This is a genomic window from Microbacterium sp. GXF0217 (assembly GCF_054798195.1).
Window position 1 is genome coordinate 442,194 of sequence record NZ_JBSJZG010000004.1, and the last position, 23,084, is coordinate 465,277.

The 23,084-nt window shown below is 68.9% G+C and carries 10 protein-coding genes; all 10 read left to right on the forward strand.

From position 1 onward, the window contains the following. Positions 1-17 precede the first annotated feature (17 nt). The 10 genes from ACWAT3_RS11250 to ACWAT3_RS11295 all read left to right on the forward strand — a co-directional run bounded on the left by ACWAT3_RS11250 (position 18) and on the right by ACWAT3_RS11295 (position 23,083). The gene (locus ACWAT3_RS11250; RefSeq protein ID WP_460798462.1) at positions 18-587 is read left to right on the forward strand and encodes a DNA-3-methyladenine glycosylase I; all 570 of its coding nucleotides are present in this window, start codon (positions 18-20) and stop codon (positions 585-587) included. Positions 588-632: 45 nt separating this feature from the next. Beyond that, on the forward strand, positions 633-6,824 hold the full coding sequence (locus tag ACWAT3_RS11255) for an Ig-like domain-containing protein (protein ID WP_460798464.1): 6,192 nt from the start codon (positions 633-635) through the stop codon (positions 6,822-6,824). A 139-nt stretch (positions 6,825-6,963) separates the two neighbouring features. Then, complete coding sequence (locus tag ACWAT3_RS11260; RefSeq protein ID WP_460798465.1) at positions 6,964-13,062, forward strand: Ig-like domain-containing protein; 6,099 nt, start codon at positions 6,964-6,966, stop codon at positions 13,060-13,062. 58 nt (positions 13,063-13,120) lie between these two features. Then, the gene (locus tag ACWAT3_RS11265) at positions 13,121-14,092 is read left to right on the forward strand and encodes an AAA family ATPase (RefSeq protein ID WP_460798466.1); all 972 of its coding nucleotides are present in this window, start codon (positions 13,121-13,123) and stop codon (positions 14,090-14,092) included. Beyond that, positions 14,092-15,354, forward strand: coding sequence for a DUF58 domain-containing protein (locus tag ACWAT3_RS11270; RefSeq protein WP_460798468.1), 1,263 nt, complete (start codon positions 14,092-14,094; stop codon positions 15,352-15,354). The genes ACWAT3_RS11265 and ACWAT3_RS11270 overlap by 1 nt, the downstream gene beginning before the upstream one ends. Then, positions 15,351-17,732: a transglutaminase-like domain-containing protein gene (locus ACWAT3_RS11275; RefSeq protein ID WP_460798469.1), complete on the forward strand. Its 2,382-nt coding sequence runs from the start codon at positions 15,351-15,353 to the stop codon at positions 17,730-17,732. Before ACWAT3_RS11270 ends, ACWAT3_RS11275 begins: the two co-directional genes overlap by 4 nt. Continuing rightward, a complete protein-coding gene (locus ACWAT3_RS11280) occupies positions 17,729-19,096 on the forward strand; it encodes an RDD family protein (RefSeq protein ID WP_460798470.1) in 1,368 nt (455 codons plus the stop codon). The genes ACWAT3_RS11275 and ACWAT3_RS11280 overlap by 4 nt, the downstream gene beginning before the upstream one ends. After that, positions 19,093-19,908, forward strand: a complete 816-nt coding sequence (locus ACWAT3_RS11285; protein ID WP_460798472.1) for a PP2C family protein-serine/threonine phosphatase — start codon at positions 19,093-19,095, stop codon at positions 19,906-19,908. The genes ACWAT3_RS11280 and ACWAT3_RS11285 overlap by 4 nt, the downstream gene beginning before the upstream one ends. Further along, entirely contained in the window at positions 19,905-21,449 is a 1,545-nt protein-coding gene (locus ACWAT3_RS11290; RefSeq protein WP_460798473.1) for an FHA domain-containing protein, read from the forward strand. The genes ACWAT3_RS11285 and ACWAT3_RS11290 overlap by 4 nt, the downstream gene beginning before the upstream one ends. Then, positions 21,446-23,083, forward strand: coding sequence for a serine/threonine-protein kinase (locus tag ACWAT3_RS11295; protein ID WP_460798475.1), 1,638 nt, complete (start codon positions 21,446-21,448; stop codon positions 23,081-23,083). Before ACWAT3_RS11290 ends, ACWAT3_RS11295 begins: the two co-directional genes overlap by 4 nt. Position 23,084 lies beyond the last annotated feature (1 nt).

The following is a 23,084-nucleotide window of genomic DNA, read 5'->3' on the forward strand; positions in this document are numbered from 1 at the left end:
TCGGTAGCGTTGGGGGCATGACCTCCCTCGCCACCGGCTCAGACGGCCGCATCCGATGCGCCTGGGTCGGATCGGATGCCGAGTACGAGCGCTATCACGACGAGGAGTGGGGTCGGCCGCTGCGCGGCGACCGTGCGCTGTTCGAGAAGATGGCGCTCGAGGGATTCCAGGCCGGACTCAGCTGGATCACGATCCTGCGCAAGCGGCAGCGGTTCCGCGAGGTGTTCGCGGGTTTCGAGCCCGAGGTCGTCGCCCGGTTCACCGAGGACGACGTGGAACGGCTGATGGCGGATGCCGGGATCATCCGCAACCGCGCGAAGATCCTGGCAACCATCGGCAACGCCGCACTCGTGGTCGAGATGGCCGAGGGCAAGCTCGACGCGCTGATGTGGTCGTTCGCTCCGCCCCGCGGTCCGCGCCCGCGCAGCTTCGCCGACGTGCCGGCGGTCACGGCGGAGTCGACCGCGATGAGCAAGGAGCTGCGTCGGAGGGGGTTCCGCTTCGTCGGGGCGACCACGATGTACGCGCTCATGCAGTCCGCGGGGATGGTCGACGATCACATCGAGGGATGCTGGCGCGCGGACTGAGATGGGGACTGCTCCCCATCGAGGCTTTCAGGTCGCCTGGTTAGGATGGCCCGGGCAGGCCCCGCTCCCACGCCCGCGGTGCTGCGTCTGAGAGCATCCGCTGTGCGGAGGGGGATCGTCGTGAAGGTGTTGAGCTGGGCCCGGCAGCGGCCGAAGGCGCTTGCCTCCGTCGCCGCCGTCGTGGCGGGCGCGCTCACGATAATGACTCTCGCGCTGGCCTACGACGGCAACCCGACGACCGAGGTCGATCTGCACGACGGCGGCGTATGGGTGACGAAGTCGTCGAACCTGCTGGTGGGGCATTTCAACAACGAGTCCACGGTGCTCGACGGCGGTCTTCGGACGACCGGTGAGAACTTCGACATCCTGCAGGACGAATCGACGGTCGTCGTCGTCAACCGGGACGACGCGACCGCCACGCTGGTCGACCCCGCCGAGGTGAAGCTCGGCGACAGCGCCGCGATCCCCGGCGGCGGCAGAGTCGCACTCGGCGACAAGACGACCGCGATCCTCGACGGCAGGACCGGCGACCTGTGGGTCGTGCCGGTGAGCGGTCTGGCAGGGTTCGAGGTCGCGTCTGAGAAGCCGCTGCTCGAACTCGGCAAGAACGCCGATGCGACCGTCGGCGAGGACGGAACGGTCTACGCGGTCTCGGCGGCCGAGTCGACGGTCTACACGGTTTCCGTCGACGCTCAGGGCGAGCCGGACGAGCCTTCCCTCGAGCCGGTCGAAGGGCTGAAGAAGGAGAGCACGCCGACGATCACGGCTGTCGGAGACGTTCCGGTGGTGCTCGATCCGGCGGCCGGGGTCGTAATGGCTCCTGGCGGTCTGCGTGTGGAGATCCCGGGGGCGGAGGATGCTGTCCTGCAGCAGGCATCCGGGGCGTCTGACGCGGTGACGATCGCGACCGGCACGCAGCTGCTGCGGGTGCCGTTCGACGGCGGCGATGTCGTGGCGACGGAAGCAGGTGGCGAGGGTGCGCCTTCAGCTCCGGTGTCGTTGCTGGGCTGCTCGTACGGGGCATGGGCGGGTTCGGCGCGCTTCGTGCGCGAGTGCCCGGGGGACGAGTCGGATCTGACGGAGCAGATTCCGAATCTTAAGCCGACGACGGGCCTGATGTTCCGGGTGAATCGGGACGTGATCGTGCTGAACGATGCGGTGTCCGGTGCGGCATGGGTCGCGACGGACAGCCTGCAGCAGGTGGACAACTGGAACGACATCACACCTCCTGAGGGCGAGGATCAGGACGAGGAGGAGAACACCACCGAGGAGACGGTGGAGACGTCTCTTCCCGAGCGCAGCGAGCAGAACACGGTTCCCGTGGCCGAGGACGACTCCTTCGGGGTGCGTCCAGGGGGAACCACGTTCCTCCCGGTGCTGGACAACGACACGGATGCCGATGGGGATGTGCTGGTCGCGGCCGTGAAGGGCGATCAGCCGTCGCTGGGCGAGGTGCAGCCGATCAACAACGGCAGTGCGCTGCAGATCGCGGTTCCGGAGGATGCCGCGGGTTCGGCGACGTTCGTGTACGAGGTCGATGACGGCAGGGACGGCACGGCGACGGCGAAGGTCACGGTCTCGGTGCACGACTGGACCGTGAACTCCGCTCCCGAATCGAAGCGCAAGAGCACGATGGCGGTGGAGGCGGGCGGCACCGTGTCGTACAACGTGCTGCCCGATTGGATCGATCCGGACGGCGATGACGTCTACCTCAAGGACGTGGTTCCTGCCCAGGGCGACGAAGTCGATTTCACCACGGACGGGCAGATCACCTACCGGGCCGTGGCCAGCGCGCCAGGCCGTCAAGAGGTCCAGGTGTCGGTCGCAGACGCTTCGGGCGAGCTCACGACCGGCGTCATCCAACTCGACGTCCGTCCACTCGGATCGACCCTGCCGAAGACGAACGCCGACCACGTGGTCACCACGGTCGGCACCCAGGTCACGGTCTCACCGCTGTCCAACGACACGTCCTCCAGCAACGAGCCGCTGCGTCTCAACCGCGTGGACGACACGGACGGCGCGACGATCACACCCGACTACCAGAACAAGACCTTCACGTTCTCGGCCGATCGCGCCGACGTCTACTACGTGCAGTACCTCGTCACCGCCGGGGTCCCCTCGGCGAACGGCCTGGTGCGCATCGACGTGCGCGAGCCCACCGATGAGGACCTTGCACCGATCGCGGTGCGCGATGTGGCGCTGCTGCCGACGGGCGGCGAAGCGCTCGTCGGCGTGCTGAACAACGACACGGACCCCGGCGGCGGCATTCTGGTCGTGCAGTCCGTGACCGTGGAACCGGGCAGCGGCGTGTCGGTGTCGGTGCTCAATCACGAGACGCTCCGCATCGGCGACCAGGGCGGACTCGACGAGCAGGTGCGGATCAGCTATCGCATCTCCAACGGCACGAAGACCGCGGAGGGGGATGTCGTCGTGATCCCCATCGCGGCACCGGACAAGCAGCTGCCCCCGGTGGCGAACGATGACACCGCGGTGGTGCGGGCAGGCGACGTCGTGACCATCCCGGTGCTCGACAACGATGTGCACCCCAACGACCTCGCCATGCACGTGGAACCCGAGCTCGTCGAGCCGTACATCGATCCCGAAGACGGCGAGGCCTTCGTCACGCAGGACCAGATCCGCTTCCGTGCGGGTCCGGAGGCCAAGACGGTCTACGCCACGTACAACGTGGTGGACGAGAACGGCCAGGTGGATGCCGGCTACGTGACGATCCAGATCCTCGCTGTCGATGAGGAGAAGAACGCCGCACCGCGTCCGCGGGACGTCACGGCGCGCACGCTCAGCGGCACGACGACGAACATCGCGATCCCTCTCGACGGCATCGACACGGACGGCGATTCGGTCGAGCTGCTCGGCCTGGACTCCAATCCGAAGAAGGGCCTGGTCACCGTCGAGCAGGACTATCTGGTCTACGAGGCATTCGAGGATGCCAACGGCGTGGACACGTTCACCTACAAGGTGCGCGACAACCTCGGCAAGGAGGGGCTCGCGACCGTGCACGTGGGCATCGCGCCGAGCGAGGAGGCCAACCAGGCGCCGTACGCGGTCAAGGACTCCGTCGTCGTGCGGCCGGGGCGCGAAGTCGCCGTTCCCGTGCTCGTCAACGACTCCGACCCCGAGGGCGACAAGGTCGCCCTCGTGAAGAACGGGATCACGCCACCGGACGGGGTGCCGGGCTTCGAAGCGCGCGTCTCGGGGGATCGGGTGCTGGTTCAGGCGCCGGATGCCGAGGTGGAGACCTCCCTGCGGTACACGATCGTGGATGAGCGCGGAGCCGAGGCATCCGCAGTTCTCCAGGTGACCGTGGACGAGGACGTGCCGCTGCTGGTCCCCATCGCGCGCGACGACCGCGTCAAATCGGAGGACGTCGTGGACGAGCTCACGATCGACGTCGACGTGCTCGCGAACGACGAGGACCCGGACGGCACGACGGAATCGCTGGAGCTGGATGTCGAGACCGGGGGGACGGTGCTCGAGAACCGTCGGGTGCGCGTGACGGTCGGCGAGGAGCGACAACTCATCCGCTACACGCTCACGGATCAAGACGATCAGGAGACATCGGCCTTCATCTACGTCCCGGCGCAGGCGGATCTGCGCCCCTCGATCGACGCCGCGAAGTCGATCGAAGTGGTGAGCGGCGAGACGATCGAGGTGCCGCTGAGCGAATACGTGACGGTGTCCGGTGGCGGGTCCGTCGTCATCACCGAGGCGGAGAAGGTCAGTGCCGCGCATGCGAACGGTGCGAACCTCATCAAGGACGAGCGCACGCTGGTCTACACATCAGCGGATCGCTACTTCGGCTCGGACGCGCTGACCTTCGAGGTCACCGACGGCACGGGGCCCGACGATCCGGAGGGGCGCAAGGCCACCCTGTCCATTCCGATCACGGTGCTCCCGCCGGCCAATCAGCCGCCGACCTTCACGCGCGGTCAGGTGAACGTCGCCCCCGGAGAGGATGCGGTCTCGATCGATCTGGCCGAGTTGACGGACGACCCGGATCCTGAGGATGCCGGCGCGCACACGTTCACGGACATCAGGGGTGCCTCAGAGGGGATCACAGCACGACTCCACGGGTCACAGCTGTCCGTCGAGGCGTCGTCGAACACCCCGAAGGGCACAGCGGTGACGCTGACGGTGCGCATCACCGACGGGCACACCGACCCGATCGAGGGCACCGTGGACGTGACCGTCTCGGCATCCACCCGCGAACTGCCCACCGCCAACACCGACACCTTCGACGAGGTCGACCAGGGCGAGACCATCACAGTCTCGCCGCTCGAGAACGACGTGAACCCGTTCGTCGGCGAAGGCGAGCTGACGCTGCTGCGCGCCGAACGCGAGACCGGCGAGGGCACGACGGAGATCGCCGGCGATCAGGTGCAGGTCACCCCGGCACCCGACTTCGTCGGAACCATGGTGGTCCGCTACCGCATCGGAGACGTGACCGAGGACCCCGATCGCGAGGTCGACGGTCAGATCGTGCTGAAGGTGCAGGGCGTTCCGGACGCTCCTGGCAAGCCGACGGTGTCCAGCGTCCAGGACCGCAAGGTCGTGCTGTCGTGGTCGCCCCCGGCGGACAACGGAGCGAAGATCACCGGGTACACCGTGCGCTCCGTGCAGGGGGATGCGTACGAGAAGCAGTGCTCCTCGACAACCTGCACCCTGGACGGGCTCACGAACAACGTGAAGTACCAGTTCGCGGTGACCGCCGCCAACCGGGTCGGCGACTCGGACCCGTCGCCGACGTCGGCCGAGGCGCGGCCCGACGCGCGTCCGGACACGCCGATCGCTCCCACGTTGACCTACGGCGACAAGCAGCTGAAGATCGCGTGGAAGACGCCGTCGACACCCGGCTCGCCGGTGCAGTACTACACGCTCGAACTCTCGGGCGGCATCGGCGCCGGGCAGAAGACCAACATCACCGGCAACTCGTACACCTGGACAGGGCTGGAGAACGGGTCGTCGTACACAGTGCGCGTCCAGGCGCACAATCTGGCTCCCGAGCCGTCGAGCTGGAGTCAGGATTCCCTTCCCGAGATCCCGTCTGGCCCGCCGTTCGCCCCGGCGGCACCGAACACGGCCGAACTCGAACCGGTCGGCGACCGCGCGCAGATGCAGGTGTCGTGGGTCGCGCCGAACAACAACGGTGACTCGATCGACAGCTATCAGCTACAGGTGCGCAACGGCACGAGCGTCGTGCAGACCATCGCCGTCGCCGCGGGCAAGACATCGCAGGCGGTCGTGGTCGATACATCCACAACGGCGTACACGTTCACGGTGCGTGCGGAGAACCGGTCGAGCTGGGGTGCGTGGAGCGAGGCATCGGCCCCGCGCCGCGCCGCGATCAAACCCGGCACTCCCGGCACTCCCGTGGTGACAGCCGGGGATTCGATCCTCACCGTTGACCCGACTTCGTATCGGCTCGCGGCGTCCGATCTGAACGGTGCCAGCGAGTCGGAGATGCGTTACCAGTACAGCCTCAACGGCGGCGGTTGGCAGGGAGACGTCAACGTCGATGCGGGGTTCCGCTGGAACGGTACGGAAATCCGCGGGCTGAGCAACGGCACGTCTTATACGCTACGAGTCCGTGCGGTCGCAGTGGTCGACGGCAAGAACTACGTCTCCGATCCTTCCGGGGCATCGGCCGGCGCGACGCCGTACGGCATCCCGCCGAAGCCGAATGCCTCGGCGAGCCGCAACGCCACATCGGTCACGGTGAGCTGGAGCGGCAACGGCAACAACGGCAGCGCTCTGGACGGCGCCAGGATCCGGATCGACGGCGGCGCGTGGCAGTCGGTCGGCGTCAGCGGCTCGAGGACCGTGGGCAACGGCTACTCCGAATCGCACAGCATCGAGGTCCAGGTGCACAACGCAGCCGGTTGGTCGGCGTCGGCGACGGCATCCGCGTCCTCGGGTGAGGCGCCGAAGCCGACCGCGCAGACCGTTCGCGGAACGCCGGGGTACTGGCCGGTGGGCTGGGGCGGCGACGGATCGTGCACGTCCGGCTCCTGCGCGTACATGGCCGTCAAGGTCGCGAACTTCCCCGCGGGCGACTACGCGCTGGTCTGTCATGACTCCGGCGGCAGCTGGGGCGGCAGCGTCAAGGTGCGCGTCGGGGCCAACGGCACGTTCGACGCCAAGTGCTTCTACGGCGTCCCGGGCAACAGGGTATGGGTGACCATCAAGGGCTGGGGGGATGCGGCCGCGACGAACTGGTAGTTGTGCACGCGCGCGCTGGGCACTTCTCCCCATCGAGCGCGTCCAGCATGCGCAGTTAGGATGTCCCGGTGCGACCTGTGGGCTGAGAACGGCCTCGCGCACCACGAGGTCTGATGCTGTCCCAGGGGGGGAACCGAGTATGAAGGTGCTGAGCTGGGTACGAGCGCGTCCGAAGACGCTTGCCTCAGCCGCCGCGGTCACCGCCGGTGTCGTGACGATCACGACGCTCGCCTTCGCCTATGACGGCAACCCGACGACCGAGGTCGATCTGAACGACGGCGGCGTATGGGTCACGAAGTCGTCGAACCTGCTCGTCGGGCACTTCAACAATGAGTCGACGGTGCTGGACGGCGGGCTGCGCACGACGGCGGAGAACTTCGACATCCTGCAGGACGAGTCCCACGTCATCGTGGTCAATCGCGAGGAGTCCACGGCTACCGCCGTCGACCCGGCGCACGTCGTTCTCGGTGACAGCACCGCGATTCCCGGTGGCGGCAAGGTCGACCTCGGCGCGAAGACCGTGGCGATCCTCGACCGCGATTCCGGTGACCTCTGGGTGGAACCTGTCGGCAGTCTCGCGGGTTTCGAGTTCGTCAGCGCGGACCCGGTGCTCGAGCTGGGACGTAACGCGGATGTCGTGGTCGGCGATGACGGCACGGTGTACGCGGTCGCGCCCGCGGATGCCAGCCTCTACACGGTTCCCGTCGATGCGCAGGGAGAAGCGCTCGAGCCGACGACCCAGTCCGTCGAGGGGCTGAAGAAGGACAGCACGCCGACGATCACCGCGGTCGGCGATGTGCCGATCATCCTCGATCCGCTGGAGGGCGTCATCACGACGCCCGGTGCATTCCGAACTCCGATCGAGGGGGCGGACACCGCGGTGCTGCAACAGGCGTCGCGAGCGGCCGAGACCGTGACGGTCGCGACCAGCACTGCTCTGCTCCAGGCACCGTTGGACGGCTCCGAGGTGCAGGTGGTCGAGGCGGGTGCCGAGGGCGAGCCTTCGGCGCCGGTGTCGTTGCTGGGGTGCTCGTACGGGGCGTGGTCGGGGTCCGGCGCCTTCGTGCGCGAGTGCCCGGGGGATTCCTCCGATCTGGTCGAGGGCATCCCGGATGTGAAGCCGGGGGCGAATCTCGCGTTCCGGGTGAATCGGGATGTCATCGTGCTGAACGACGCGGTCCAGGGTGCGGCGTGGGTCGTGACGGACAGCCTGCAGCAGGTGGACAACTGGAACGACATCACGCCGCCGGAGGGCGAGACCGAGGAGGAGGAGAACACCACCGAGGAGACGGTGGAGACCTCCCTGCCGGAGCGGAGCGAGCAGAACACGGTTCCGGTCGCCGAGGACGATTCGTTCGGGGTGCGTCCTGGTGGGACGACGTTCCTGCCGGTGCTGGACAACGACACGGATGCCGATGGGGATGTCCTCGTCGCGGCGGTGAAGGGCGATCAACCGTCGATCGGGGATGTGCAGCCGATCAACAACGGCAGCGCGCTGCAGATGGCGGTGCCGGAGGATGCGTCTGGGTCGGCGTCGTTCGTGTACGAGGTCGATGACGGTCGTGACGGCAAGGATACGGCGAGCGTGTCGGTGTCGGTGCACGACTGGAGTGTGAACTCTGCGCCGGAGCCGAAGCGGAAGAGCACGCTGGCGGTCGAGGCGGGCGGCACGGTGTCGTACAACGTGCTGCCGGACTGGATCGATCCGGACGGCGACGACGTCTACCTCCAGGAAGTCGTGCCGGCGAGCGGCGACGAGGTCGACTACACCACGGACGGCCAGATCACCTATCGGGCGGTGGCGTCCCCACCAGGACGCTACGAGGTCCAGGTCATCGTGGCCGACGGCTCGGGGGAGCAGGCCACCGGGACGCTCCAATTGGACGTGCGCCCGGTCGGCTCGACTCTGCCGAAGACCAACGCCGATCACATCGTGACGACCGTCGGTTCGCAGGTCACCGTCGCGCCGCTCAGCAACGACACCAGCTCCAGCCGCGAGCCGCTGCGCCTCACCCGTGTCGAAGAGCGCGCGGGCACGACGATCGTGCCCGACTACCCGAACAAGACCTTCACGTTCTCGGCACCCGCCGTCGGCGTGTACTACGTGCAGTACCACGTCACCGCCGGAGTTCCCGCGGCCGTCGGCATCGTGCGCATCGATGTCCGGGAACCCACGCAGGAGGACCTCGCTCCGATCGCCGTCCGCGATGTCGCCCTGCTGCCGACCGGTGGCGAAGCGCTGGTCGGCGTGCTGAACAACGACACGGACCCCGGTGGCGGCGTCCTCGTCGTGCAGTCGGTGACGGTCGAGCCTGGTAGCGGAGTCTCGGTCTCGGTCCTCAACCACGAGACCCTGCGCATCGGCGATCAGGGCGGGCTGGATGATCAGGTCCGCATCAAGTACCGCATCTCGAACGGCACGAAGACCGCCGAAGGTGACGTCGTCGTCATCCCCATTCCCGCACCGGACAAGCTGCTCCCGCCTGTGGCGAACGACGACACCGTGGTCGTCCGCGCCGGCGACGTGGTGACGATCCCGGTGCTCGACAACGACACGCACCCCAACGACCTCGCGATGCACGTCGAGCCGGAGCTGGTCGAGCCGTTCATCGATCCGGAGGACGGTGAGGCGTTCGTCTCGCAGGATGCGGTCCGCTTCCGGGCGGGGCCGGAGGCGAAGACGGTCTACGCCACGTACAACGTCGTGGATGAGAACGGTCAGGTCGATGCCGGATACATCACGATCCAGATCCTCGCCGTCGACGAGGAGACCAATGCGGCTCCGCGGCCGAGGGACGTCACGGCGCGCACGCTGAGCGGGACGACCGCGAACATCGCGATCCCGCTGGACGGCATCGACGCCGACGGCGACTCGGTGGAGCTGCTGGGTCTGGACTCGAATCCGAAGAAGGGTCTCGTCACGGTCGAGGCGAACTACCTCGTCTACGAGGCCTTCGAGGATTCCACCGGCGTCGACACCTTCACCTACAAGGTCCGCGACAAGCTCGGCAAGGAAGGCACGGCGACCGTCCACGTGGGCATCGCGCCCAGCGAAGAGGTCAATCAGTCGCCGTATGCGGTGAAGGATGCCGTGGTCGTCCGCCCCGGGCGTGAAGTGGCCGTGCCGGTGCTGGCGAACGACTCGGACCCGGAGGGCGACAAGGTCGCACTGGTGAAGAACGGCCTGACGCTGCCGGACAACGTGCCCGGGCTCGAAGCCAGGGTGTCGGGTGATCGCGTGCTCGTTCAGGCTCCGGATGCCGAGGTGGAGACGTCTCTGCAGTACACGATCGTCGACGAGCGCGGTGCCGAGGCCAAGGCCGTGGTCCAGATCACCGTGGACGAGGACGTCCCGCTGCTGTTCCCGATCGCTCGCGACGATCGCGTGAAGTCCACCGACATCACCGAGGAGGCGACGTTCGACGTCGATGTCCTCGCGAACGACGAGGATCCCGACGGCACGACGGATGCTCTGGATCTGGAGGTCGAGTCCGGCGCGACGGTGCTCGACGACCGCACGGTGCAGGTGACGATCGGCGAGTCGGCGCAGGTGATTCGATACACGATCACGGATGAGGACGGCCAGGAGAACGCGGCGTTCATCTTCGTGCCCGCGCGGTCCGAGGTTCCTCCCGTGATCGAGGCGGGCAAGGCGATCGAGGTCGTCAGCGGCGAGACCGTCGAGATCCCGCTGGCCGAGTACGTGACGGTGTCCGACGGTGGTCAGGTGGTGATCACGGAAGCGGAGAAGGTGAGTGCCGCCCACGCGAACGGTGCCAGCCTGATCAAGGACGAGCGGACGCTGGTCTATACGTCGGCGGACCGGTACTTCGGTTCAGATGCATTGTCGTTCGAAGTCACGGACGGCACAGGTCCCGATGATCCGGAGGGGACGAAGGCGACGCTGTCGATCCCGATCACGGTGCTGCCCCCGGCGAACCAGCCGCCGACGTTCACCGGCGGACAGCTCAACGTCGCCCCGGGTGAGTCCGCCGCAGAGATCGATCTCGCGGAGCTCGCCGATGACCCGGACCCGGAGGATCAGGGCAAGCTCTCGTTCGACTACGTGAGCGGCGCGACCGAGGGCATCTCGGCGCGCATGGAGGGCACGAAGCTGCTCGTCGAAGCATCCTCCAACACCCCCAAGGGCACCGTCGCATCCCTCGAGCTGCGGATCACGGACGGGAACACCGACCCGATCGACGGCGTCGTGAACGTGACCGTCACGGCGTCGACCCGCGACCTGCCGACCGCTGTCACCGATACGTTCGACGAGGTCGATCAAGGCGAGACGATCACCGTCCCTGTGCTGCAGAACGACTTCAACCCCTTCGCCGGAGAAGGAGACCTTCGACTCATCGCCGCCCTGCCGGAGAGCGGACAGGGACAGGCGGAGGTCGTCGGGGACGCCGTTGAGGTCACGGCGGACCCGGATTTCGTGGGGACGCTCACGGTCCGCTACCGCATCGGCGACATCACGGAGGATCCGGATCGTGAGGTCGACGGCAAGATCGTCCTCAAGGTGCAGGGCGTTCCGGACGCCCCCGGCAAGCCGACGGTGTCGAGCGTGCAGGACCGCAAGGTCGTGCTGTCGTGGTCGCCGCCGGCGAACAACGGCGCGAAGATCGACGGATACACGGTGCGCTCGGTGCAGGGCGATGCGTATGAGAAGCAGTGCTCCTCGACGACGTGCACGCTGGACGGTCTGACGAACAACGTGAAGTACCTGTTCCAGGTGACGGCGACGAACCGGGTCGGCGATTCCGATCCGTCTCCGTCGTCGGCGGAAGCGCGTCCGGATGCGCGGCCGGATACCCCGACGGCACCGACGCTCGTGTTCGGCGACAAGGAGCTGAAGATCGCGTGGAAGACGCCGTCGACGCCCGGGTCTCCGGTGCAGTACTACACGCTGGAGCTGTCGGGCGGTGTGGGTGCCGGTCAGAAGACCAACATCACGGGCAACAGCTACACGTGGACGGGGCTGGAGAACGGGTCGGAGTACACGGTCCGCATCCGCGCTCACAACCTGGCTCCTGAGCCGTCGAGTTGGAGCGGGTACTCGCTGGGCGAGATCCCGGCAGGCCCCCCACTGGCAGCAGCCGCACCCACGACGAGCCTGCTCTCGCCGGTGCCGCCTCGGGCGCAGATGCAGGTGGCGTGGGTCGCGCCGAACAACAACGGCGACGCGATCGACGGCTACCAGGTGCAGGTCATCCGCGGCACCGAGATCGTGCAGACGATCGCCGTCGGGGCGGGCAAGACGACGCAGGCTCTGCCGGTCGACACCTCGACGACGGCGTACACCTACAAGGTCCGAGCCCAGAACAAGGCGGGCTGGGGCGCGTGGTCGGATGCTTCGGCTCCGCGTCGGGCGGCGATCAAGCCGGACACCCCGCCGACGCCGAACGTGATCGACTACGGCGACTCGTACCTCGCCGTGGACCCGAACTCGTACCGCTTGGGCGAGGGCGGCCTCAACGGCGCCTCGACCTCGGAGACCGTCTACCAGTTCAACGTCAACGGCACCGGCTGGCAGAGCAACGCCAGCTGGGACGGCTCGAGAGTTTCCGGGCTCAACAACGGGACGGCCTATTCGATTCAGGTACGCGCTGTCGCGACCGTCGACGGTCAGGACTACGTCAGTGACCCGTCGGCGGCCTCGGCGGGCGTGACACCCTTCGGGCTTCCGCCGCAGCCGAACGCCGGCGCGCGGAACAACGGCACCACGGTGACCCTGAGCTGGAGCTCCAACGGCGACAACGGTGCAGCGATCACGACCGAGATCCGCGTCGACGGCGGCGGCTGGCAGTCGGTGGCGAACAGTGGCGAGACGACCACAGGCAGCGCCTACGCGACGACGCACTCGATCGACGTCCGCGTGACGAACAAGGCCGGGACATCTCCGGTCGCCTCGGCGTCTGCGCGCACGAATGACCCGCCGCCTCCGCCGAAGCCGGAAGCGTGGCTGTCGGCGGGTGCAACGGTGTCCGGATGCACCGCGGTGGGTGGCGGCTCGTGCCACAGATACACCCTCACGACCAACCAGCACTTCAAGGCGGGCGACTATAAGTTCGAATGCTGGGCGGGCGGCAAGTACTCGTCGAACAACAAGGGATTCTCGAAGTACATCCCGTCCGGCGGCAGCGTCGATCTCGTCTGCTACTCCGGGTTCTACTCCGACAAGTCAGTCAAGATCATCGGCGGCGACCCGCAGTGGGCCTACGGGACCTTCTGGTAGCCGCCGCAGCGCGACTCGCGATCCGACTTCATCACACAAACGAAAGAACCATTGACTCATGACGATGACCCCCGAACAGGCGGCCTGGTTCCAGGGCACCTTCCACCGCCTCGTCGACAACATCGACAAGGCGCTGCAGGGCAAGCGCGAGATCGTGAGCCTGGTGCTCGCCTCGATGCTCGCGGAGGGACACGTCCTCCTCGAGGACGCCCCTGGCACCGGCAAGACCAGCCTCGCCAAGGCCCTCGCGGCAACAGTGCAGGGCACGAGCGCGCGCATCCAGTTCACGCCGGACCTGCTGCCCTCCGACGTCACCGGCGTCACGATCTACGACCAGCAGGCGCACCGCTTCGAGTTCCACAAGGGCCCGATCTTCGCGTCGATCGTCCTGGCCGACGAGATCAACCGCGCGTCGCCCAAGACCCAGTCCGCCCTGCTGGAGGTCATGGAGGAGTCGCGGGTCACGGTCGACGGCGTCACCCACGAAGCCGGTCGTCCGTTCCTCGTGATCGCGACCCAGAACCCGGTCGAGCAGGCCGGAACCTACAAGCTCCCCGAGGCGCAGCTGGACCGCTTCCTCATCAAGACGTCGATCGGCTACCCCGACCTCGCGGTGACCGAGAGCATCCTGGCCGGGGCATCCGATCGCAACCCGTCTGCGAGCCTGTCGGCGATCATCACGACGAGCGCGGTGGCCGACATGGCGGACCTCGCCGCCACCGCCCACGTCGAGCCTGCGGTGCTGCGCTACGTCGCCGAGCTCACCGAGGCGACCCGCGATGACAAGAGCGTCCGCCTCGGCGTCTCGGTCCGCGGCGCGATCGCGATGGTCCGCATCGCGAAGGTGTGGGCCGCTGCTCACGGGCGCCACTACGTGCTTCCCGACGACATCAAGGCGCTCGCGCACGCGGTCTGGCAGCACCGTCTGCTGCTGGATGCCGAGGCCGAGTTCGCCGGCACGACCGCCGACGTCGTGGTCGCCCGCGCCCTCGAGTCGGTCGCCGCCCCGCAGGCGCGAACGGCGGCGTGATGACCGCGGAGACCCTCCCCGTCGACCCTTCGACGACCGCACGCGATGCCGGCTGGCGCGACATCGCGGCGATCGTCGGCGCGCGCGCGTGGACGCGTCTCCGCTTGATCCTCTCCGCCATCCGCCCGCTCGCCTGGGTGCTCATCGGCCTCGCGATCGGGCTCTGGATCATCGGCCAGACGTTCGGCTGGTGGGAGCTCACGGTCGCCGCGGTGATCATCGCCGTCACGGTGGCGCTGTGCGCGCTGTTCCTCATCGGGCGCACCGAGTACGACGTTGCTCTCGACCTCGCCCGCACCCGTGTCGTGGTGGGCGAGCGCGCCGTGGGTGCGCTGACGCTTGCGAACAACAGCGAACGCGCCATCCTCCCGTCGCGCGTGGTGCTGCCCGTCGGCTCCGGGCGCGGTGAGTTCGGCATCCAGCGCCTCGCGCCGGGGGAGCAGGCCGAAGAGCTCTTCGCGATCCCGACGCAGAAGCGCAGCGTCGTCGAGGTCGGCCCGGTCAGCGTCGTCCGCGGCGACCCGCTCGGCCTGTTCGAGCGCGCGCACAACCGCGACCAGCCGGTCGACCTGTACGTGCACCCGAAGACCGTGCTGTTCGACGGTCAGTCGCTCGGCTTCCTGCGCGACCTCGAGGGGATGCCGGCATCCGATCTGTCCCGCGACGACGTGTCCTTCCACGCGCTGCTGGAGTACCAGCCCGGTGACGACCTGCGTCACGTGCACTGGCGCTCCACGGCCCGCACCGGCGTCATGATGGTGCGCCAGTTCGAAGAGACCCGGCGATCGCACTTCGTGATCGGTCTGTCGTGCAACGCCGCGGAGTACGCCGAGGAGGAGGAGTTCGAGCGCGCCGTCTCGATGGCGGGGTCGGTGGGACTGCGCGCCCTGCGCGACTCGCAGCGCGTCGACCTGCGGGTGCAGGGCCGCGAGCTGCCAGCGGGCACCGGCAAGCAGCTCCTGGACTCCCTCTCGACCGTCGAGCAGTCCAAGCCCAAGGACGGCGGCATCACCCAGCTCGCCGGAGTCCTGTCCGCGACCATGGCGCTCGCAAGCTTCGTCGTGCTCGTCACGGGCTCGAAGACGCGCACCGAGGACCTCCGCGCGGCCTGCGCCCGCGTCCCGTTCGGTGCCCGCTCCCTGGCCATCGTGGTGGATCTCAAGGCCGAGACCCCGACCCTGAGGCGCATCGGCGATGCGGATGTCGTGACGGTCGCAGCGCTCGATCAGCTGCCCATCGCGCTGCAGAAGGTGCTCGCATGACCGCTCCCGAACCCCTCGCGCCCCGACGGCTGATCGTCGATCTCACGGCGTCCGCGCTCCTCCTCGGCGTCGCCGTCGTGGGGTTCTGGCCCACGTTCGCCGGACCCAGCTACCTCCCGGCGGCCATCGGCGCGGTTCTCATCGGCCTCGGCATCGCGGCTGTCAGCGCATGGCGCCGCTGGGGCATCCTGATCATCGCCGGCCTGACGCTCGCGGCGTACTTCGTCTTCGGCGGCGCGCTCGCACTGCCGTACACGACGATCGCCGGATTCATCCCGACCATCGACACGCTGCAGCGCCTCGCGGTCGGCACGATCACCTCGTGGAAGCAGCTGCTGACCACGGTCGCTCCGGTGGCGGCATCCGACGGGCACCTGATCGTGCCGTTCCTCCTGCTGCTGGTCACGAGCGTGCTCACCGGCTCGCTCGCCCTGCGGCTGCGCCACGGCGGCTGGGCGCTGATCCCGGCCGGCGTCGCGGTGATCTTCGGCATCGCGCTGGGCGTGCCGTCGCCGGCTGCCCCGGTCGCGCAGGGCGCCGTGTTCGCCCTCGTCAGCGTCGGCTGGCTGTCGCTGCGCCAGATCTGGTCCCCGCAGAACGCCGCGGTGTCCGTGAGCGAGATCGATCCGGCGCGCGCATCGCACATGCGCTGGCGTCGGGTCGGTGCCGGAGCAGCGGTCCTCGTCGTCGCCGCGGGTGCGGGTGTCGCGACGAGCGCGATCGCCCAGCCGTACGAGCCACGGCACGTCTTCCGCGACACGATCATCCCGCCGTTCGACATCCGCGAGTACCCCAGCCCGCTGCAGTCCTACCGGAAGGTCGTCCGCGACGACAGCGAGCACACGCTCTTCACCGTCCAGGGGCTGCCGGAGGGGTCACGGGTCCGGCTCGCCGCCATGGACGACTTCAACGGCCAGGTCTACAACGTCTCGGACGCCGGGAACGGTTCGTCCGGTGCGTTCACTCCGCTGCGCGGCAACATGTCGGTGGATGCCGAGGGCGACCGCGTCACGGTGCAGGTCGAGATCGGCGAGTACGACGACGTCTGGATCCCGATCACCGGCCAGGTCAACGAGTTCACCTACACGGGCGACCGCGCGGACGAACTGCGCCGCTCGACGTACTTCAACGAGTCCAGCGCCACGGCGATCAGCACGATCCCGCTCGCGAAGGGCGACACCTACACGCTCGAGACGACCGTCCCCGCCGAGCGCGATGACGAGAATCTCGGCGAGGCCGAGTTCGGTTCGGTCACGATGCCCAAGCAGAGCAACGTTCCGGAAGAGCTCGCCTCGCTCGCGGCCGAGCAGACCGAGGATGCCGAGACGCCGATCGAGAAGGTCGCAGCGCTGGAGACCTTCCTCGCCGAGGGCGGGTTCTTCAGCCACGGACTGCAGAACGAGGTCATCTCGCGCGCCGGCCACACCTCCGAGCGCATCACGACCCTGATCGGCGGCGACCAGATGATCGGCGACGACGAGCAGTACGCCGTCGCCATGACGCTGCTCGCCCGCGAGCTCGACATCCCGGCCAGGGTCGTCATGGGCTTCTACCCGGATGAGGAGGAGGCCGCGAACACGACGTTCGCCGCATCCGGCGACGACGTGCACGCCTGGGTCGAGGTGAATTTCGAGGGCCACGGCTGGGTCGCGTTCGATCCAACGCCGCCGGAGGACAAGGTCCCCAACGACCAGAACACGAAGCCGCGGGCGGATCCGAAGCCGCAGGTGCTGCAGCCACCGCCCCCGCCGCAGGAGCCGGTCGATCTCCCGCCGACGCTTCCCGATGACCGCGAGGCAGAGGAGGACGACTTCAACCTCGCAGGCCTCATCGGCACGATCCTCACGATCGGCGGCATCTCGCTGGGCGTCCTCCTGCTGCTCGCCTCGCCGTTCATCGTGATCGGCGCGTGGAAGGCGGCCCGTCGCCGTTCGCGCCGCGCCGCCGAGCGCACGAGCGACCGGATCAGCGGTGGCTGGGACGAGCTCACCGATCGCGCCGTGGACTACGGAGCCCGGATCACCCCTGGGGCCACGCGCGCCGAGGAGGCCGGTCAGGTCGTCGAGAAGATCCCGGTGCCTGCCGTGACGGTGCTCGCTCAGCGTGCGGATGCCGAGGTGTTCGGCCCGAACGACCCGACGCCGGAGCAGGTCGATGCCTTCTGGAAGGAGGTCGACGAGATCGTCGTCGGCCTCAACAAAGATGCCGGTTTCTTCACCCGGCTCAAGGCGCGCCTGAGCCTGCGCTCGCTGCTCAAGGATTCGACCGTCACGGCCCGTTTCCGGGGCCTGAAGGATGCGGCGACCGCGCGCAAACGGCTCGAACCTGGCACCATCGACAAGAACAGTTCACCCACATCCGAGAGCGAGAGCGCATGACGATGCTTCCCTTCGGGCAGATCGCCCCGATTCCCCGTCGTGCGATCGCGTACGTGATCGACGCGCTGATCGCCGGCGGCCTCGGCGTCGTGCTCAGCGGCATCGTCGTGATGATCGCCGTGCTCACCGGATCGCCCGAGGGCATGCTGCTCGTGCTCGCGATCGGCATTCCGATCGTCGTCGCCCTCGAACTCGCCTGGCTGCTGGTCTACACCTACATGCAGGTCGGCGCGGGGTCCATCGGCATGCGCGTGCAGGGCGTCCGGCTCGTGGATGCCGAGAACGGCGATGCGATCGGCTTCTGGCGCGCGCTGCTGCGCAACGTGATCTTCTGGCTGGCCGGCTCGATCGTGGTCGGCTACTTCTCGCCGCTGTTCGACGGCTCCGGCCGCTTCCAGGGGTGGCACGACAAGGTCGCGAAGTCGCTCATGATCGACGCGCGCACGGCCGCACCAGTGGCGCCGCTGACCCAGGCGATGCCCATCGTGCAGCCGCTCGCCCAGGGGTTCGGGGGGCAGCCGCTGGCGACGCCCGACTCCGCTGCACCGGTCGGACCGCCGACGCCGCACGGTGTGATTCCGGCTCCGCCGCTTCCGTTCGGCGGCCAGGCGCCTGCTCAGCCGACGTTCGCGCAGCCGGCTCCGGCAGCCGACCCGTACGCCGGGCCCGCTCCACAGGCTCCGGTTCCGCAGGCCGCGGCTCCGCTCGCGCCCGACGCCACCGAGTACCTGGATGAGACCATCGTGCCGCCGCGTCCTCCGCTGCCGGTGACGCCGGCCCCGGCGGCTCCGCTGCCCGCGGATTCGTCGTTGATCGCGTTCGTGCCCGGGATCACGCAGGATGCACCGGTGCGTCCGGCGGTGGAGCCCGAGCCCGAGCCCGCGCCCGTCGCACCTGCGCTGGCCGCGCCCGAGCCCGTCAGGGCCGAGGGCGAGGCGCCGACCGCGGAGAACACCGCCGTGCCGGCATCCTTCGTCCCCTCCGCTGCGGAGGACGCCGGTCAGGACGACGAGCTGGAGCAGACCCGCATCAGCGTGCCCGGTCACCGGCTCGTCTTCGCGTGGGACGACGGCACCCGCGTCTCGGTGTCGCGGCGCACGATCTTCGGTCGGAACCCGGCCGCAGAGGACGGTGCCGTCACAGTTCCGGTGCGCGACGAGACCCTCTCGCTCTCGAAGACGCACTTCGAGGCGGCGACCGAGGCCGTCGGTGGCTGGATCATGGACCGCAGCTCGACCAACGGCACGACGATCATCCGCGACGGCGTGCAGATCCCGTGCCCTCCAGGTGAGCGCGTCGGCATCAAACTCGGCGACGTGATCTCGATCGGCGACCGCATCGTCACCGTCGGAGGCTACGAATGATCCCCGCCATGATCGTGTCGACCGGGTCGGCCACGCACGCCGGCAACCGGCGGCCGCTCAACGAGGACTCGCTTCTGGCGAGCACGCCGGTGTTCCTCGTGGCCGACGGCATGGGGGGCCACGAGGCTGGCGAGTGCGCCAGCGCCGCCGTCGTCGAGCAGTTCGCCCGGTTCATCGGCCGACCGGACCTGACGCTCGACGATGTCCGCACCGCGCTCAGCCGCGCCCGCACCGCGGTCGATGCGCTGTCCTCGACGGGCAACGGCCGCGCGGGGACGACGCTCAGTGGTGCCGTGATCGCATCGGTCGACGGCATGGGCTACTGGCTCACCTTCAACATCGGCGACTCGCGCACCTACCGGCTCGCCGGTGGAGAGCTCGAGCAGATCAGCGTCGACCACTCGGTCGTGCAGGAGCTCATCGACTCCGGCGAGCTGTCGGTCGCGGATGCCGCGTCGGATCACCGTCGCAACATCATCACGCGAGCCATCGGTGCTGGAAGCACCGGTGAAGCCGACTACTGGATGTTCCCCGCCGAGCTCGGGGATCGGATGCTGATCTGCTCCGACGGGCTCTCGTCCGAGCTGGACGATCAGCGCATCCGCGACATCCTCATGACCGAACCGGACCCGCAGACCGCCGCTGACGTGCTCGTCGACGAGGCCGTCAAGGCCGGTGGGCGTGACAACGTGACGGTCGTCATCGCCGACGCTGTGCTCGTCGCGTCCAAGCCCGGTCGTCCGCTGCAGGCGGACGACGACATCGATGCGGATACGCGACCGAGAGAAGCCGCCGCAGGAGGGATGCGATGATGCACACGATCTATCGACCTGGCCAGTGGAACACCCTGGTCGCGCCCGGCGCCCTGGTGGCTCTGCCGTCCGACGCCTCCGAGGCGCTTGTCTCGACTCTGTGGGAGCGGCTGAAAGCCGAACGCACTCTCGCGGTCGTCGTGGACGCGATCACCGACAGCGTCGGCGGATCGTTCTCGGCGATGCCGCCGTTCGTCGCCGTGGTCGTCGAGGGCGCGAACGCACGCGTCGCGCTGCGCGGCGACCTCACAGCGGACGTCACCGGAACCGAGGGCGTCCAGTCGCTCTCCGGTGCCGACGTCCTGACCTGGAATGAGCGCTACATCCCCGGCGCCTCGCGGATCGTGCTGCGGCTGGGGGATGCCGTCGGCGCCCCGGAGCTGCCCGTGATCGGCGGTGTCGTCCGTGCCGCCGAGGTGGTCGCCGACGTCGAGGCCGCGGATGCTGAGGCTGCCGGTGTCGAGGCTGCTGGTGTCGAGTCCGCAGATGGGGAGTCCGCAGATGGTGCGGCCGCCGTCATCGGCGCTGCGGGTGTCGCTGCCGCCGGTATCGCGGCCGCTCCGGCGATCGCGGCCGGCGGTGAACCTGCTGGTGCTGACGCGTCGCCGGCCGAGTCCGCTCCGGTTGCGGATGCTCAGGATACGGATGCGCCGTCGTCGGACGCACCGGACACCGCTGCGCCGTCGTCGGACGCACCGGCTGTGAGCTTCGATGACCTGGTCTGGCCGCCGACCGAAGCCGACGCCGCGGAGGCGCAGAACTCCGAGTCAGAGTCCGAACCAGCAGCCGAGCCCGTCCCGGCCGCCGGGTCAGACGCTCCGACCGAGGCCATCGCCGTCGACTCATCGACGGACGATCAGCCGGAACCCTCCGCATCGCCTGAGCCCGCAGCACCTGCGCCGCTCGCCGCCGAGCCCTCCGCCGACGCAGCCCAGGATCCGCAGGCGGAGGACATCAGCGGCGAGACGCTCGTTCCCGCCGAGCAGACCATCGGGTCGGACTTCGACGAGTTCGAGCAACTGTTCGGCGACACCGTGCACTCCGTCCCGTCGACCGCGCCGACCCCGCCGGCCGCGCCGATCGCCGGCGACCACGACGGCGCGACGATCTCGGTGGCCGAGGCCCGCGCGCTCCGACGCGACCTGCCCCCGGTGCCGCAGCTCGAGCCGGAGGCCCCGACCGCGCTGCTGCCCACCGTCGGAGGAGGACGGATCCGCGTCTCCACCGGTCAGGTCGTCGCCCTCGATCGCACGGTCGTGATCGGCCGCCGCCCGCGTGCACCGCGGGCATCCGGGGCGAGCCTGCCGCACCTGATCGCCGTGGAGAGCCCGCAGCAGGACATCTCGCGCAGCCACCTCGAGGTGCGCCCGGAGGGTGACACCGTCGTGGTGATCGACCTGCACACCACGAACGGCTCGACGCTGCTGCGCCCCGGGGCCGACCCGGTGCGCCTGCACCCCGGCGAGCAGACCCTGGTGCTCAGCGGTGATGTGATCGATCTCGGCGACGGCGTCACAGTCGCCTTCGAGGACCTCCCGTGAATCGACCTCCCTCGACGCCGCCGGAGCTCCCCGGCTTCACCTATGTGGAGCCGCTGGGCACGGGTGGCTTCGCGGACGTCTTTCTGTACGAGCAGCAGCTGCCGCGTCGACGCGTCGCCGTCAAGGTGCTGCTCGCCGACCGCATCGCGAGCGCATCGGCGCAGGAGTTCACCGATGAGGCGAACGTCATGGCGATGCTCTCGACGCATCCCGCGATCGTCACGATCTACCAGGCCGGGGTCGCCGGCGACGGCCGGCCCTACCTCGTCATGGAGTACTGCCCGCGGCCGAACCTGCAGCTGCGCGCCCGCCGCGAGTCGTTCTCGGTCGCGGAGGCGCTGCGCATCGGCATCCAGGTCGCCGGTGCCGTGGAGACCGCGCACCGTGCCGGTGTGCTGCACCGCGACATCAAGCCGGCCAACATCCTCGTCACCGAGTACAACCGGCCTGCGCTGACCGACTTCGGCATCGCCTCGACGACCGCCGCCATGTCGGAGGCCACCGGGATGTCGATCCCGTGGTCGCCCCCTGAGTCGTTCGGCGACCCGCCGCAGAGCGGCACCCGCTCGGACGTGTGGGCGCTCGGCGCGACGCTCTACACGCTGCTCGCCGGCCGCTCGCCGTTCGAGCGCGCGGGGGAGCGCAACTCCAGCGCCGACCTGATCGAGCGCATCGAGCGCGCTCCGCTGCCGCCGCTGGCCCGCCCGGATTCCCCGGCGAGCCTGCAGCGGGTCCTCGAGCGCGCGATGGCCAAGAACCCCGCCGACCGGTACCCCAGCGCGGTCGCGCTGGCGCGCTCGCTGCAGAAGGTGCAGATCGAGCTCTCGCACTCGGTGACGCCCGTCGACATCGTCGACGACCATCCGGTCGAGCAGATCGAGGACGACGATGATGGACTCACCCGGGTCCGTCAGGTCGTCAGCATCGATCCGGATGCCGGATCCACCCGCCCCTCCGCTCTGACCCAGCCGTTCGCGGCCGGTCCACTGGGAACCCCGGCGCCGACGGCAGCCGCCATGCCGGTGTTCGACCCGCCGGCCGCGGCATCCGGTTCCGACGCGACCGTGGTCCGAGGGCCGGCCACGATCTCGCCCCAGCCGATGCCGGCACCGGCGTCCGCGGACGATCGGACGCTGGTGCGTCCGCCGCGCGTGGTGAGCGCGCAGGCCCCGCTAGCCGCCGCTCCTCCCGTGCCGACGGATGCCGAGGCGAAGCCGCGGCGCCGCACCGGAGTGATCATCGGCGGGATCCTCGGCGCGCTGGTGCTCGTCGCCGGCGCTGCCGTCGGGATTACTCTCGTCGCGAACAGCCTGAACGCCGCACCGGATCCGCTGGAGACCGAAGACGTCGTGGACCCGAAGGACGTGATCACAGCGGGAACCCCCGAGGTCACCGAGCTCGCGGGTGCGCGCAGCGGGGATCAGGTCACGTTCACATGGACCAACCCGGACCCGCAGGACGGCGACTACTTCATCTGGGAGCAGGTGGTTCTGTCCGGGGAGTCGAAGAGCGAGAAGGTGAATGAGGCGACGGTGACGTTCACCCCGCAGGGGGCCGGCCAGGTGTGCGTCGAGGTGTCGCTGGTGCGCGCAGACGGAGACTTCGCCGAACCCGTGCGCGGGTGCGTGGACTGAT